Source organism: Halorubrum pallidum (assembly GCF_055380345.1).
Map to the genome: position 1 here is coordinate 22,503 of NZ_AP043945.1, position 14,771 is coordinate 37,273.

Genomic DNA, 14,771 nt, shown 5'->3' on the forward strand with positions numbered 1-14,771 from the left:
CGCCGTGCGCGGCTAAAACCCTACGGGTCTGGGGGCGGACGGCGGCAGACGCGACGACCGGCCGGGCCGCGAGAGCGACCGGCGCGATCGCGCCGCCCCGACATACAAAACCTCACCGCTCGTGATGACGCGTATGAACACGCCACGCGGCGGAATCGTCGATCGGATCCGGCATCCCGAACACACCGGCGAGAACCGGTGTCTGCCCTGTACGGCCGTCAACGCCGGTATCGCCGTCGCCCTCGGCGTCGCCGTGGGCATCGGCGTCGCGCCCGCGGCCGGCGCGGTCGTGGTCGCCGCCTCGCTGGCCGCGATCTGGCTTCGCGGATATCTCGTCCCGGGAACGCCCCAACTGACGAAGCGCTACCTGCCGAAACGAGTGCTCGCGCTGTTCGGAAAGGTGCCCGACGAACCCGGCCAGCGCGCGGCGGACGCGGCGGCGGATGTCGACCCCGAGTCGTACCTGCTGTCCGAGGGGGTCCTCGTCGAGACCGACGACGGGAGCGATCTGACGTACGCCCCGTGGTTCGCGTCGGCGTGGCGAGCGCACCTCGACGGCGACGAGATCGACGACGCCGCGGCCGTCACCCGGATCGCCGACATCGGGGAGGTCGACGACGCGTCTCTCGTGGTCGAAGAGCGCGGGAACGCGGTGTTCGCCGCCGTCGACGGCGAGCGCGTCGGCCACTGGGTGTCGCGGGCCGCGTTCCGGGCGGACGTCGCCGCGGACCGCGTGTTGCGAGAGCGCAGCGATGGCTGGTCAAACCTCTCGCAATCGGCGCGAAGCACCGTGCTCGGTGGGCTGCGGCTGTTCGTCGAGACGTGTCCGAGCTGCGGTGGGGACGTGTCGCTCGGAGAGGAAGTCGTCTCGTCTTGCTGTACCACCCGCGACGTGGTCGTCGCCCGGTGTGAAGGCTGTGACGCCCGACTCCTCGAGATCGAGCCCGGTTCCCTCGACACCGCCGCCGACTGACAGCGGGGCTCCGAGCGTCGACTTTTTGCTCGGCGAGGACGCCCGCCGTATTTATCCTCATCCTCCGTGAATTTCGACGCATGGCCGACATCGCCGCGTTCGGGTTCGTCTTCGTCGCGGGGCTGATCACGGCGCTGGCGACCGGGATCGGGGCGCTGCCGTTCTTCTTTTTCGACTCGATCAGCGACCGCGGAAACGTGGCGCTGTGGGGGTTCGCGTCGGGAATCATGCTCTCTGCGTCGCTCTTCGGGCTCGTTCAGGAGGGGCTCGCGGAGGGGACGCCGGTACAAATCGGGGTCGGCGTGCTCGCCGGCGTCGCCCTCGTCGTCCTCGCTCACGAGATACTGCTGGACGCCGAGATCGACCCCCGGGAGTACGAGGAGGCCGACTTCAAGAAGCTGATATTGATCCTCGGCGTGCTGACGGTCCACAGCTTTCCGGAAGGGATCGCCGTCGGCGTCTCCTTCGCCGACCTCGGGCTGGCGGGCGGGACGCAGCTTCTCGGGTTCACCGTGCCGCTTCTCGCCGTGTTCATGACGGTCGCGATCTCGATCCACAACGTCCCCGAGGGGACCGCCATCTCGATCCCGCTGCGGTCGATGGGCGTCTCGAAGTGGAAGATGGTCTGGTGGTCGGTGTTCTCCAGTCTCCCGCAGCCGATCGGGGCGGTCATCGCGTTCGCGTTCGTCCGGTACGCCCGCGAGTTCCTGCCCTACGGGTTCGGGTTCGCCGCCGGTGCGATGATCTATCTGGTCCTCACCGAGTTCATCCCCGAGGCGCTCGACACGGGCTCGGACCTTCCGCGAGGCGGGAAGCCGACGCTCGCGATCGGGCTCGCGATCGGCGTCGCGCTGATGGTGCCGCTCAACTTCGTGTGACCTCGGCTCCGCCGTCGACCGGCGGGCCGCGACGACGCTACTCCGCGCCGTCGCGAAGGCGTGACTCCGCGCCGTCGCGAAGGCGTGACTCCGCGCCGTCGAGCACCGTCGGGTTCACCGCGCCCGGCCCCTCGCCCACGTCGTAGCCGCGTCGGATCGCCGCGCTCATCTCGCCGACAGCGGCCTCGACCGCCGCGGGCAGCGGCTCGCCGCGCGCGAGCCGCGACGCGATCGCGCTCGACAGGGTGCAGCCGGATCCGTGCGTCGCGTCGGTCGCGACCCGCGGCGACTCGAACCGGACGACTGCGGTCCCGTCGTCCTCGGCGGCCGACACGGCGCCGCCCGCCTCCGCCGCCGCGCTCTCGCCGAGAACGAGCGTGTCGACCACGGTGTCGTCGGTGGCGAGGTGGCCGCCCTTGACGAGGGCCGCGTCTGCGCCGCGTGCGACGATCTCGCGTCCGGCGCGCGCGGCGTCGGCCGACGTCTCGACCTCGTCGCCGACCAGCACCGCCGCCTCGTCGGCGTTCGGCGTGACGAGCGTCGCGGCGGCGACCAGGTCGTCGTAGGCGTCCTCGGCCGCGGGCGAGAGCAGTCGGTCGCCGGTCGCCGCGACCATCACCGGATCGACGACGACCGGTCCCCCGAACCCCGCGAGCAGCTCGGTCACCGCCCCGACGGTCTCCGCCGTGGCGAGCATTCCCGTCTTCACCGCGCCGACATCAAAGTCGTCGGCGACGGCGGCGTACTGGGCCTCGACGTGGTCGACCGGAAGCGCGTGAACCCCGGACACGCCCCGCGTGTTCTGTGCCGTCGTCGCGGTCACGACGGCGGTTCCGAAGACGCCGTGGGCCGTCATCGCCTTCAGATCGGCCTGTATCCCCGCCCCGCCACCGGAGTCGCTTCCGGCGACCGTGAGCGCGACGGGCGGCGAGATCGGATCGTGCGCGCGAGCCGTCTCGTGTGTCATAATTAGTGGTACCACGAGGTAGTTATAAACCGTGGCGATCGCCGACGTCGAACGCCCTTTGCCGTTCGGGACCGAATCGGGCGTATGTCGAACACGGACTTCGCCGCCGATCCGGCCGACGAGGCGACCGAGTCGATCACCGTCTACTCCGATTACGTCTGTCCCTTCTGTTACCTAGGGCGGGAGTCGCTCGCGCAGTACCGATCGGAGCGCTCCGAGCCGCTCGCCGTCGACTGGCACCCGTTCGACCTCCGCGCCGGCAAGCGCAACCCGGACGGGTCGATCGACCACGAGGCGGACGACGGGAAAGACGAGGACTACTACGCGCAGGCCCGCGAGAACGTCCGGCGGCTGCAGTCGGAGTATGGCGTCGACATGGCCCAAGAGATCGCCACCGACGTCGACTCCCTCCCGGCGCAGGTCGTCTCCGTCCACGTGAAAGAGACCGCACCCGAGGCGTGGCCCGCGTTCGACGAGGCGGTCTTCGACGCGCTCTGGCAGGACGGCCGCGACATCGGCGACCGGGAGGTGCTCGCCGCCCTCGCGGACGACGTAGAGGGGCTCGACGCCGACGTGGTCGACGCCGCGCTCGCCGACGAGACCCTCCGCGAGCGCGTGACGGATCTGTTCGACGCGGCGAAACAGCGCGGGATCACCGGGGTCCCCACGTTCGCGTTCGACGGGCACGCCGCCCGGGGCGCGGTCCCGCCGGAACAGCTCGAGCGGCTCGTCGAGGGGGTCTGATTCCGACTGGTCCGAGACGGAGCCGCGGTCACGCGGCCGCGTCCGGATCGACGATCCGATACGAGAGGTACACGCAGCCGAGCGCGAGGACGATCCCGCCGATCACGTCTGTGAGCCAGTGAATGCCGAGATACATCGTCGCGATCACCACGGACCCCGCGACCCACACGGCCAGCGGCGTCCACAGGGGGTACTCCTCGCGAGTCAGCACCGCGAAGGTCGCGACGGTCACCGAAAGAGACGTGTGCAGCGACGGGAAGACGTTCGTCGCCTCGTTCACCTCGCTCGTCAGCGCGCTGAAGTTCGGGTTGTGCGTGAACAGCAGCGACGTCCCGATGTCCAGGTTCCGCGGGCCGTGCGCGAACACGAGCGTGTAGAGCGCGAGACCGATGGCGTAGTTGAACGCGTACGCGACGAGCAGCCGTTTCAGGGTCGTCGTCTTCGGGAGCGCGAGGTACGCGAGGAAGGGGAACGCGAGCAGAAACGCGTAGCCGTACACGTACACCCACGAGAAGTACATCGTCAGCTCGGGAGTGGCGTACGTCTGCTGGAGCCACCCGACGAAATTCCCTTCGAGCGCCCAGATGAGCCCGGTCAGCCGCAGCCCGAACAGCTCGGAGACCGTCTGTAGCGAACTCCGGCCGACGGCGCTGGTGAGCAGCACCGCGCCGAGCGCGGCGAGTTCCCGTCGCGCGTCCCGCAGCCGCGGCACGAGATTCCTCAAGAGGCCATAGAGGCGGTTCGGTCGGACGATTGCGAGCGCGGCGACGAGAAGCGACGCGCAGAGCCACAACACGACCGATCCGACGACGGACAGGAGCGGACTCACTGTTGCCTCGCGAGCAGTCGCCCCTCGTCATCGAACCGGTACCCCGCCTCCCGGAGCAGATCTCGTGCCCGCTCGACGTCGAGCGAGCCGGTGCCCGGATCGCCGGCGAACGGGTAGATCGGGTCCGCCGCTTTGTCCCCCCACCGCAGGTCGTCAGGGATCCACTCGGGAGAGGCTGAAAGCGGTGACGACGCCGGCTCCGCGTACCCGTGGAACGCCTCCTCGACGAGCATCTGCTTGTCGATCAGCGACGCGAGGGCCCCGCGGAATCGCGGGTTCGAAAGCGGCGTCCGCCGCGCGTTGTATCCGACGTGGTAGAACGCGCCCGAGCGCCCGGCCACGAGACGGGCGTCGGCCTCGCGACCGATTCGCGGGATCGCGTCGGGACCGAGGTTCGAGACGGTGGCGTCGGCGAACCCGTCTCCGACCGCCTGTACCGCCGCGATGTCCGAGGGCATCACGTCGACTTCGAGTCGGTCGAACGCCGGCTTTCCGTGGAGCCGCTCGGGGACGCCGGCCGCGGGGTTCTCCGTTTCCCCGCCGTCCCACCGCTCGGCCCGCGCGAGGAAGTGATCCGAATTTCGTTCGAATACGGCGGACTCCTCCGCCGTCGCCTCCACGAACCGAATCGGCCCGCTCCCCACCGGGTCCTCGTTTGTCGAGACGACCGCCTCCGTCGTCTCCACGTCGAACTCGAAACCGCCGATCGTCGCGACGTCGGTGCGGTCGGACCACACGTGCGCCGGCAGGATCGGCACGCGGAGCGCGCGGACGATCACCGCTCGGTTGACGTTCTCGACGCCGAGCCGGACGGTGCGATCGTCGACCGCGAGGGCCGACTGGACGACCGAACTCCGACCCCGGAACCGCGGCGTCGGCACCGGCGTCTCCATGCCCCCCATCGACGTGTCGCGGAGGAACTCGTAGGTGAACGCGACGTCGTCGGCGGTGAGCGGTTCTCCGTCGTGCCAAGTCGCGTCGCGCAGCGAGACCTCGACGGTCTCCGGGCCGACGCGCTCCCAGTCCGTCGCGAGCCACGGGACGACGTCGCCGGAGTCGATCGCCACGAGTCGGTCGTACAGCAGCGACGTGAACGTTCCCTGGCGGCGGTACTCCGCCGCGATCGGGTTCCAGTTCTCCGTGATGCCGCTGTCGGTCGTCACCAGCCGAAGCGTGGCCGTTCCCGCGTGTGTGTCGTCGCCGTCGAGGAACTCGCCGGCCGCGGTGGCGTTTTCGTCGCCTCCGAGGGACTCTCCGGCCGCGGTTGCGTTCCCGTCGCCGTCGGTCGCGTCACCGGTCGTTGCCGTACGAGTGAGCGATAGCAAGCCGATGACCGTCAGCGGCTGCTCCCGACTCCAGCCGTCGAACCGCTCTTCGCGGACGGCGGTGAGCGGGTCGGGAAACGCCACGACGGTGAACGGCTGTAGCTCGCCGAGAGAGCGCTGGAGTTCCGCTACCGGCTCACTCCGGTCCGACTCCGCCCGGCGCTGGCTCTCGAGCTCCTCGTCGACGCCGTTGAGGTCGGCGAATCCGAACGGGTTCTGTCGTCCCACCTCCGCGGCGAACCGCGAGTGCGTGAACGCGTACATCGCGTCCGGGTCGAACGGCTCCGGTTCGAGGAACTGACCGACGTACGCGTCGAAGTTCTGGTTGATGAGCACCTTCCGCCAGAGCGTGGTCTGATCGAGCGTGTTGATCCGAGCGTCGACACCCACCGCGTTGAGGTTCTCCGCGAGGTGTCTGGCGATCCGGATCGCGTTCGGGTCCCGATCGGCGGGCACCGCGTCTATCTGGAGGGTCAACTGCGAGGACATCCCGCGTCCCGCGAGGTTGCGCGTGCGACCGAGACAGCCGCCGCTCGCGGCCGCGGCGCCGAGTCCCGCGAGCGTCCGCCGTCGGCTGATCGGTCGAGGCATGCGTCGGTGCACATTCGCCGCCGAGGTATATTTCTTCTGTGGTCGTCCGTCGACGGATATCAGAGATATACAGCCGCCTCAGCCGATTTTTGCACGGTTCGGTGCGGCCGATTTTCGCGCGGTTCAGTGGCGTGCGTGGAACGCGTCGGCATCGATCAGATGACGTCGGCGAGCGGGAGCGCCAACCCGACCGTCCACGCGGCCAGCCCGGCGGCGAGAACGGGCCTGTCGTCGACCGCCCGACCCAGTGCGACCACGCCGAGAGCGGCAATCAGGGCGACCCGGTGGACGATGAGGTCCGGCGGCACGGCGACGCCGAGCGCGGCGAAGTCGGCGACGAACCCGGCCCCGAGTCCCGAGCCGACGGCCAGCGCTGCCGCCGTCGGGTCACACTCGCGCGCTCTGGCGACGACGATTGCGGGCAGGCCGGCGGCGAGGACGAGGTACAGCGGGGCGGCGATCGCCTTCGGTGGGAGCGCCGGAACCGCGGTCTCCGTCGCCACGCCGACGGCGCGCACGCCGACGACGACGAGTCCGAGAACGACGCCGAGCGCCGCGGCCCGCGCGTGTCGGCTGGCCTCCCGCCGGCTCCGCCGAGCGAGGTCGGCGGCGGCCCGTCGGGTCCGCCGCCGGAGCAGCGTCCCCCCGACCGCCGCGAGCGACGCCGCCGACGCCAGTTCGACCACCGTGAGCCAGCCGTCGCTCCACCCGCCGTCGATGCCGCGGTACTCGCGTCTGACCTCGGCGTCGATCGAGCCGCGAATGAGTTCGTTCTCCAGTCGGGTCTTGGGCTCGTCGATCGCGGGGACAGTGTGACGAAGTCGGAACCAGTCGTAGTACTCCTCGTGGGCCTGCACCGCGGTGTACGCCCCGTCGGGCGACTCGTAGGCCCGGAGGTGGTCGCGGACGCCGAGATACGAGCCGTCGTGGAGTTCGAACGTCTCCCGCAGCCAGAGTCCGCTCTCGGGCCCCTGAACGTACCCGTACCGAGTCGAACTGCGCGCGTCCTCCCAGTCGCGCTCGACGATCGCCCGTATCTGGTCGGCGTCGACGGCGGCCTCGGACTCCTCCTCGTCTGTCTCCTCCCAGCTCGCGTCCGGCCGGTGTTCGATCGCCCGGCGGGTCGCCTCGGCGTCGGCGTGGAACACGACGTTGATCGCGAGCGTCCGCCCCTCGACCGACGTGCTCCGGCTCGTGTACGGCCACAGTTCGTAGTCGCCCTCGACCTCGATGAGCGATTCCGCGGGGACCGTCGTCGCCGGATCGTCCGGCGGCGGTCCGGCGAATATCCCCGAGAGCGCCAGCCCGACGCCGACCACGACCAGCAGCACGGCGACGACGGTCGTCCGTCTCATGCGGCACACGTGGAGGCGAGAGGCAAAACCGGTTCGGGTGTCTCTCTCCCGGACGCCGTCTGCTCGCGCTCGCCCGCGCTCACCATGTCTCGACGACCCCGTCGCGAACGTCTTCGGCACACCCCTCGCAGTCGGGGTGTCCGGACTCGAAACACGCCGGGCGCCCCGCGTCGTCGACAGAGATCGCCCGCCGCTCCGCGTGGCGTCGACAGACGATCCGCGCGCGTCCCTCCTCGTCAGCCGGGAGGTCGTACCGCGCCGCACCCGACGCGGCCCCCGCGGGGTCGTCGCGCCCCTCGGCGTAGGCGCGTTTGGCCGCCTCGAACTGACGGCCCGCCCTGCGGAGCTGCCGGCGGATGGCGCGTTCGAATCGGTCGTCCATACGACTCGGTTCGTCCCGCGAACCATAGGTCCGTTGGCCGTCGTGTTCGAGCACGTTCGAGCCCGAATACGTCGCGTGTCTGTCCCCCTGATGGAGAGAAAACACGACGAACGTTCAGTTCGGGGAGGAGACGGGGAGGTATTAGTCGCCTCGGCTCCACGGAGCGTCCATGAGCCAGACCCCAGCGGAGTCGGTGTTGCTGTCGGACGACCCCCCGCTCGACCTCCGACTCTCGACGGCAGAACTCGACGCCGCCCGCGACCGAATCACGTCGTTCATCGCCGACGTCGTCGACGATGCGGGCGCTGACGGGGCAGTTCTCGGGCTCTCCGGCGGGATCGACTCGACGCTGACCGCTCACCTCGCGGTCGAGGCGCTCGGCGAGGACGGCCTTCACGGGGTCACGATGCCGGCCGAGGTGAACGACCCCGACGTGATGAGCGACGCCGAGCGCGTCGCTCGCGACCTCGGGATCGAGTACGACGTGGTCGAGATCCAGCCGATCGCCGAGCGGTTCTTCGAGGCGTTCCCGGAGGCGACCGACGACCGCACGGCGACGGGGAACGTGTACGTCCGGACCCGTGCGGTCGTGAACTACTTCGTCGCCAACGCAGAGAATCGCGTGGTGTTGGGCACGGGCAACCGCGCGGAGGCGATGACGGGCTACTTCACGAAGTACGGTGATCAGGCCGTCGACTGCAACCCGATCGGGAACCTCTACAAACAGCAGGTGCGACAGCTGGCCGCTCACGTCGGCGTCCCCCGCGACCTCGTGATGCAAGAGCCCACGGCCGGCATGTGGGAGGGACAGACGGACGCGGCGGAGATGGGGTTCGACTACGACACCGTCGACGCGATCTTGGCGGTGCACGTCGACGGCGGTCTCTCGCGGTCGGCGACGGTCCGTGAACTCGACGTGCCGGCCGAGGCCGTCGACCGCGTGGTCGACCTGTACGAGGGCAGCGCGCACAAGCGGTCGATGCCGCCGGCTCCCGAGCGGTAACCGGAGGGACGAGGGTTCCGCGCCCGCTCAGGCGTCGTGCGCCCGTTGTTTCGTGACCTCCGCGATACCGGCGTTGGCCGAGCAGTTCGGGCACGCGTGGATCTGTCCGCGCTCGTCGGAGAACACCCGAGCGAACCGGTCCGAGACGTGCGCGTCGCAGTGCTCACACGTGGGCATGGACGGGGGACTCCGGGTGACTAGTGACGTTTCGTGTCATGGCAGTTCTACGCACGCGTGAGTTGGTCACGAACGCCTAAGTGGCCTTTCCGAACTCCGTCCAAAATTCGTCCGAAAACCCCGACGGAGGTGATCGATCGCGGCGCGCGGCGAGGTCGCCAGCGTGCCAGCGATCCGACCGTCTCAAACGAACCGTCGTCTCAGAAGTCGCGGAGCGCGTCGAGCACGTCCATCGCGGAGCCGTCGTCGATCGCGTCGCGGGCGGCCTCCAGCCCCGCCTCGATCGAGTCGGCATCCTCGCGGGCGTAGATCCGCAGGGCGGCGTTGACCGCGACCGCGTCGGCGAAGGCGTCCTCGCGCTCGCCCGCCAGGACCTCCTCGGTGATCTGCGCGGAGTCGACCGCGACGTCGTCGACCTCGAGGTCGGCCTCTTCCAGGTCCATCCCGTACTCGGCGGTCTCGATCTCGAAGTCGTCGAAGGAGGCGCTTTCGCTGCCGGCCTCCTCGTCGCCGGTTCCGTCCGCGTCGCCCGCGTCCCACTCCGCGACCTTGGTGTAGCCGGGGCGCACGTCGTCGTATCCCTCCATCCCCTGGAACATCAGGACGCGGTCGAGGTCGTGGAACTCGCTCTCGACGAACGTGTCGACCACCTTCTTCGCGAACGCGAGATGGTAGAAGGAGCCGAGGTGGACCGACGCACCGGCGGGGTTCGCCAGCGTCTCGATCGTGTTGACGAAGGTTCGGACGCCCATCATGTCGCGGCGGTGGAACAGGTCGTCGACGACGGGGTTGAAGGCGGGCTGGTAGTAGAAGCCGAAGCCGGTTTGATCGACCATATCGGCGGAGTCCGCGGGCGTCAGCTCCGTGTGGACGCCCAGCTCGTCGAGGACGTGTTTGTACGCGTCCTGTTTCTGCGTGGGGACGCGGTCGCCGGAGTGGACGACCACAGGGGTCCCGGCGGCGGCCGCGACAGCGCCCGCGGCGACACCGAGGATCGCGGAGCGGCCCTTCCCGTCGTAGTTCGCGCCGCAGTCGACGGGGTCGGCATCGGGTTCGGCGTACTCGACGCGGTCGCACATCACGTCGACGTACGCCCCCAACTCCTCGGACGTGTTCCGCTTCCAGCGGTTCGCGAGCCAGAACGCCCCGAGCGTCGTCGGGTCGGGCTCGTCCGCGAGGATGCGCTCGAACGCCTCGGTCGCCTGCACGCGCGTCAGGTCGTCGGCCGACTTGTGCCCGGAACCGCAGACCTCGGTCATCAGCCGCTTGAGGGGCCACTCGCCGAACTCCTGGGTCGCCTGAGCCATACGCCCCGTTCGGGGCTCCGAACGAAAAGTCCCTCGCTCGCCTCCCGAGCCGTGAGAACGGACTGCCACGAGAGCGGATGCGCGACGATCACAGGGCACACGCGATCCGGGGCGCACGCGATCCGGGGCGCACGCGATCCGGGGCGCACACGATCTGGGATGCGCGCGAACCAACCGAAGCCGGTCGATGAGTCTACACGACGGATCCGTGCAAGTGCTTCACACATACTAAATAAGTATTCGTCCACTATTGAGACAGTTTACCCTACATACAGCCAAATTCTGTTTCAGAGAAATCTGTAACGAGGTGCAAAAAGCGTTAGAACTATATGTTCGTCCATCTAGTGTAGATGCGTACCCAATGACGTCCAAATCCGTGTCAACCGCGCTTACGCTGTATCGCTCTCGGACCCTCACACTCGAACAGGCCGCCACCGTCGGCGGGTGCTCGACGGCGCAACTCGAAGAGAGCGCTCGGGCGTTCGCGCCGGCGGCCGGTGACGCTCCCGCTGACGACTGACCGCTCCCGGCCCGGTTGACCGCCGTCGACGATTGTCACCGACTGGCCGTCTCCGAAACCGGTAGGTACGCGCGGCACCTGATCCGGGCAATGAGTCTGGACGCCGACTGGCGGGCCGGCATCGACGTGGTCGACGCGGCCCTCATCGACGAGTACCAGAGCGGCTTCCCCGTCGAGCCGCGTCCGTTCGAGCGGGTGGCCCGCGAGGTCGCGGCCGAGACGGGAACCGACCTCGACGCCGACGCAGTCCTCGACCGCGTCCGAGACCTGCGCGATCGCGGCGTGTTCCGCCGGTTCGGTGCGGTGCTGAACCCGCCGGTCATCGGGTCCTCGACGCTCGCGGCCGTGCGGGTCCCCGACGGGCGGTTCGACGAGGTCGCAGAGATCATCAACGGCTACCCGCAGGTGAACCACAACTACCGCCGCGATCACGCGTGGAATCAGTGGTTCGTCGTCACCGCGGGCTCCCGCGAGAAGCGCGACGCGATCCTCACTGAGATCGAAGAGCGGACCGGCCGTGCGGTGCTGGACCTCCCGATGCTCACGGACTACTACATCGACCTTGAGTTCCCGGTGGTGAACGGGGATCGGTTCGCGCGGGAATCGGGCGAGGCGCGAAGCGCCTCGAACTCCGCGAGCGGAGATCGAAGCGATCCGCGAGCGTCCGAAACCGACGTCTCCGCCACCCGCATCTCGGAGGACGCCCGCGGCGACCTGAGCGCTCTGGAGGCCGATCTCCTCTTGGCGATCCAAGACGGTTTCCCGCTGTCGGCGACCCCCTACGCCGACGTGGCCCGATCGATCGACGCCGACCGCGACGACGTGCTCGCGGCCGTCGAACGCCTGCTCGACGACGGCTGTATCAAGCGGATCGGCTGCGTCGTCAACCACGTCGTCACCGGGTTCACGAACAACTGCATGGTCGTCTGGGACGTGCCCGACGACGAACTCGACGCACGCGGCGAGGCGGTCGGGAGCCTGCCGTACGTCACCCTCTGTTACCACCGCCCGCGCCGGCCGGATCAGGGATGGGAGTACAATCTGTTCACGATGATCCACGGTCGCGAGGCCGACGCCGTCGACGCGAAGATAGACGAGTTGGCGGTCGACCACCTCCCCTTCACCCACGAGCGACTCTACTCGACGGGGACGCTGAAACAGACCGGCGCGCGCTACGAGGACCTCGTCGCGAACGAGGAGTGAAAGGAATCGGCCGTCGGTCGGCTCAGTCGTCGGCCAGGACGGTCGGCCGCTCCGTGTCGTCAGCGCCGTCGGCCGCGACCGGCTCGGCGCTGCCGTCGGCGGCGTCGGGGCCGAGGTGAGCGAGCGCGTCGGCTCCCGCGACCGCGACGACGACGAAGCCGACCTTCGAGACGACGTCGAGGTAGACGAACACGAGCATCTCGGTCGCGGGCGTCAGCAGCTCGAGACCGGTGGGCGCGAGCGCCCAGACGACCGGGTAGAGCGTCCAGAGGACCACGGTGATGTTCCGGAGCGTCCCGAAGACGGCCCGGACGCGGTCGTCCGCGGCCGATGCCGACCGCGGAAGCGCCACGAGGAGCCCGTACACTAACGCGAGGTACGCGACGCCGCCGACGGCGAAAAGCGCCCACGAGAGCGTTCCCGTGGTGGCGCTCGCGGCGATACCGGCCGCGATGATCACCACGTCGACCCCGATCAGCCCGGCGAGGACCGCGCGCGACGGCCGCGCGAGGAGACCGAGGTACAGCAACAGCAGCGGCGTCGTCACGAGCCAGTCGGCGTAGCGCACGATCTCGAGGTCGCCAGCCGGCGTGGACACCACGCCGACACCGAGCGCCATCGCGAGGTACGCGAGCGCCGCGACGCCGGTGACACCCGCAAGCGTGAGGTAGTATTTCGCGTGCGACTCACCGGAGGCCGCGTCCTGCGCGATCCACGCCCAGAGCGGCGCGACCGTCCCGGCGGCCATCGCGACGAAGCCGAGCCACGCCCACACGGTCGTGTCGACGATCACCGCCGGTCACCTCCCTCGTCGTCCGCGGGATCGGCCGCGCGCGAGAAGTCGAAGGCCGCGTCTCCGTCGGGTTCGTCCTCGTCGGCGGCGGGCGGGTCCGTCCCGCCGTCCGAGACGGCCTGACTGGTCGCGTCGCTCGGTACTGGAGGGGCGTCGAGTTCGGCGTCGGCCGCGAACTCGAAGTCGTCGACGGCGTCGCGCAGGTCGCGTGCTCGGGCGGACAACGACTCGGCGGCGGTCTCCACCGCGCCGAGCGTCCGCTCCTGTTCGTCGACCGCGCCGGTCACGTCGCCGGCCGCGCTCGCGGTCTGGGCGCTGATCGCGGAGACGTCCTCGACGTGACCGACGACGGCGTCGACGGAGTCCGCCTGCGTCTCCGTCGCGCGGGTGATCTCCGTCATGCTCGTGTCGGTCCGCTCCGAGGCCTCCGCGAGTCGTTCGAGCGCGTCGATCGACGTCTCGACGGTCTCGACGCCGGCAGAGATCCGCTGTTCGGTCCGCTCCATCGCGTCCGCGCCTGTCTCCGCGCGCTCCTGGACCGCGTGGATGCGCGCTTCGATCTCGCTCGCGGACTCCTGCGTCTCCTCGGCGAGCGACTTCACCTCTTCGGCGACGACCGCGAAGCCCGCCCCCTCGGCCCCCGACCGCGCCGCCTCGATGGAGGCGTTCAGGGCGAGCAGGTTGGTCTGTTCTGCGATCTCCGAGATGGTGTCGACGACCTCGCCGATCTCCTCGACCTCCGCGGCGAGCGCCTCGACCTCCGCGGTCGTCTCCGCGGTCGTCTCCTCGACGGCGTCCATCTCCGCGAGCGCCTCCTCGGCGGCCTCGCGACCTTCCTCGCCGACCGACGCGGCGTGTTCCGCCGTCTCGGCCACGTCGGTGACGGTCGAGGCGACCTCCTCGGCCGAGGACGCGAGGTTCTCGGCCTCGTCCGTCGCCGCACGGAGGTCGTCGCGCTGGGTGCGCGCTCCCTGAGCGATCTCCTCGACCGCCTCGCTCACGGTACCGGTCGTCGCCCGCAGGTTCTCCGTGCGGTCGTCGACGGTGCCGGCGACGTCGGCGGTGTCCTCGGCGACCGTCGCGACCGAGGTGACCGTCTCCTCCAGTTCGGCGGCCATCTCGTTGAACGCCGCGCCGACGCGCGCCATCGACTCGTTGTCGCCGTCGGGGTCGACCCGCTGAGTGAGGTCGCCGTCGGCGAGCGCGCGCATCGCCGACTCGTACTCGGTCGCCTTCTGCTCCACCGTCTCCGCGCGCTCGGTCGCCTCGCGGCGGGCGCGTTCGGCCTCCTCACGGGCGGTCTCCGCGTCGTCGATCTCCGATCGGAGCGACGATCGCATGGCGTCGAACGCCCGGAACAGCCGCCCGATCTCGTCGGTCCGCCCCGTCTGCAGCGGCACGTCGAGGTCGCCGTCGGCCATGCGCTCCGCCTTCGCGGTGAGCTGTCGCAGCGAGATGACGGTGTTCGACCCGACAGTTACCCCGATGAGCGCGAGCCCGATGACGGTGAGAAGCGTCATACCGATGAGCCCGGACCGAATCTCCGCGCCCGCCGCGCCGAGCCCCTCCGCCCTGAGGTAGACGAGTACCCCGTACGAAACTGAAATTCCCATGACGGCGACGAGAGACAGCGCGAGTTTCGCGCCGTAACTCGACCGGACACGGGAGAACGGTCCCCATTGCATGTGTGTCAACTACCAGCGATCGACTTCGTATAATAACTA

15 protein-coding genes are annotated in these 14,771 nt (G+C 69.5%); 6 read left to right on the plus strand and 9 right to left on the minus strand.

Features of this window, described 5'->3' with window-relative positions:
• The first annotated feature begins 133 nt into the window (after positions 1-133).
• Both ACZ45C_RS01750 and ACZ45C_RS01755 read left to right on the plus strand, forming a co-directional pair.
• On the plus strand, positions 134-973 hold the full coding sequence (locus ACZ45C_RS01750; protein WP_460561582.1) for a hypothetical protein: 840 nt from the start codon (positions 134-136) through the stop codon (positions 971-973).
• 80 nt (positions 974-1,053) lie between these two features.
• On the plus strand, positions 1,054-1,851 hold the full coding sequence (locus ACZ45C_RS01755) for a ZIP family metal transporter (RefSeq protein ID WP_460561584.1): 798 nt from the start codon (positions 1,054-1,056) through the stop codon (positions 1,849-1,851).
• A gap of 37 nt (positions 1,852-1,888) precedes the next feature.
• Here the strand turns inward: ACZ45C_RS01755 and thiD are convergent, their stop codons facing one another.
• Entirely contained in the window at positions 1,889-2,818 is a 930-nt protein-coding gene (gene thiD, locus ACZ45C_RS01760) for a bifunctional hydroxymethylpyrimidine kinase/phosphomethylpyrimidine kinase (RefSeq protein ID WP_460561585.1), read from the minus strand.
• Between the two features lie 84 nt (positions 2,819-2,902).
• On the opposite strand from thiD, the gene ACZ45C_RS01765 reads away from it, so the two are divergent.
• The gene (locus ACZ45C_RS01765) at positions 2,903-3,562 is read left to right on the plus strand and encodes a DsbA family oxidoreductase (protein ID WP_460561587.1); all 660 of its coding nucleotides are present in this window, start codon (positions 2,903-2,905) and stop codon (positions 3,560-3,562) included.
• A 28-nt stretch (positions 3,563-3,590) separates the two neighbouring features.
• On the opposite strand, the gene ACZ45C_RS01770 is transcribed toward ACZ45C_RS01765, so the two are convergent.
• The 4 genes from ACZ45C_RS01770 to ACZ45C_RS01785 all read right to left on the minus strand — a co-directional run bounded on the left by ACZ45C_RS01770 (position 3,591) and on the right by ACZ45C_RS01785 (position 8,044).
• Entirely contained in the window at positions 3,591-4,391 is an 801-nt protein-coding gene (locus tag ACZ45C_RS01770; protein ID WP_460561589.1) for a phosphatase PAP2 family protein, read from the minus strand.
• Positions 4,388-6,307, minus strand: a complete 1,920-nt coding sequence (locus tag ACZ45C_RS01775) for an ABC transporter substrate-binding protein (RefSeq protein ID WP_460561591.1) — start codon at positions 6,305-6,307, stop codon at positions 4,388-4,390. Before ACZ45C_RS01775 ends, ACZ45C_RS01770 begins: the two co-directional genes overlap by 4 nt.
• A 155-nt stretch (positions 6,308-6,462) precedes the next feature.
• The gene (locus ACZ45C_RS01780) at positions 6,463-7,662 is read right to left on the minus strand and encodes a hypothetical protein (protein WP_460561593.1); all 1,200 of its coding nucleotides are present in this window, start codon (positions 7,660-7,662) and stop codon (positions 6,463-6,465) included.
• A 79-nt stretch (positions 7,663-7,741) separates the two neighbouring features.
• A complete protein-coding gene (locus ACZ45C_RS01785; protein ID WP_460561595.1) occupies positions 7,742-8,044 on the minus strand; it encodes a DUF7091 family protein in 303 nt (100 codons plus the stop codon).
• A 169-nt stretch (positions 8,045-8,213) separates the two neighbouring features.
• Here ACZ45C_RS01785 and ACZ45C_RS01790 point away from each other — a divergent pair, with 169 nt between their 5' ends.
• Positions 8,214-9,047 carry an NAD+ synthase gene (locus tag ACZ45C_RS01790; protein WP_460561597.1) on the plus strand — a complete coding sequence of 278 codons (834 nt, stop codon included), beginning with the start codon at positions 8,214-8,216 and terminating at the stop codon, positions 9,045-9,047.
• 27 nt (positions 9,048-9,074) lie between these two features.
• On the opposite strand, the gene ACZ45C_RS01795 is transcribed toward ACZ45C_RS01790, so the two are convergent.
• Together ACZ45C_RS01795 and ACZ45C_RS01800 are read right to left on the minus strand one after the other, a co-directional pair.
• Entirely contained in the window at positions 9,075-9,224 is a 150-nt protein-coding gene (locus ACZ45C_RS01795; RefSeq protein ID WP_196219654.1) for a DUF7563 family protein, read from the minus strand.
• Positions 9,225-9,424: 200 nt separating this feature from the next.
• Entirely contained in the window at positions 9,425-10,531 is a 1,107-nt protein-coding gene (locus tag ACZ45C_RS01800) for an anthranilate phosphoribosyltransferase (RefSeq protein ID WP_460561599.1), read from the minus strand.
• A gap of 361 nt (positions 10,532-10,892) precedes the next feature.
• On the opposite strand from ACZ45C_RS01800, the gene ACZ45C_RS01805 reads away from it, so the two are divergent.
• The gene (locus tag ACZ45C_RS01805; RefSeq protein WP_460561601.1) at positions 10,893-11,051 is read left to right on the plus strand and encodes a DUF7317 family protein; all 159 of its coding nucleotides are present in this window, start codon (positions 10,893-10,895) and stop codon (positions 11,049-11,051) included.
• A 90-nt stretch (positions 11,052-11,141) separates the two neighbouring features.
• On the plus strand, positions 11,142-12,254 hold the full coding sequence (gene ahbB, locus ACZ45C_RS01810; protein ID WP_460561603.1) for a siroheme decarboxylase subunit beta: 1,113 nt from the start codon (positions 11,142-11,144) through the stop codon (positions 12,252-12,254).
• 22 nt (positions 12,255-12,276) lie between these two features.
• On the opposite strand, the gene ACZ45C_RS01815 is transcribed toward ahbB, so the two are convergent.
• Complete coding sequence (locus ACZ45C_RS01815; protein WP_460561605.1) at positions 12,277-13,047, minus strand: bacteriorhodopsin; 771 nt, start codon at positions 13,045-13,047, stop codon at positions 12,277-12,279.
• Positions 13,044-14,732 carry a methyl-accepting chemotaxis protein gene (locus ACZ45C_RS01820; RefSeq protein WP_460561607.1) on the minus strand — a complete coding sequence of 563 codons (1,689 nt, stop codon included), beginning with the start codon at positions 14,730-14,732 and terminating at the stop codon, positions 13,044-13,046. Before ACZ45C_RS01820 ends, ACZ45C_RS01815 begins: the two co-directional genes overlap by 4 nt.
• Positions 14,733-14,771: the final 39 nt, after the last annotated feature.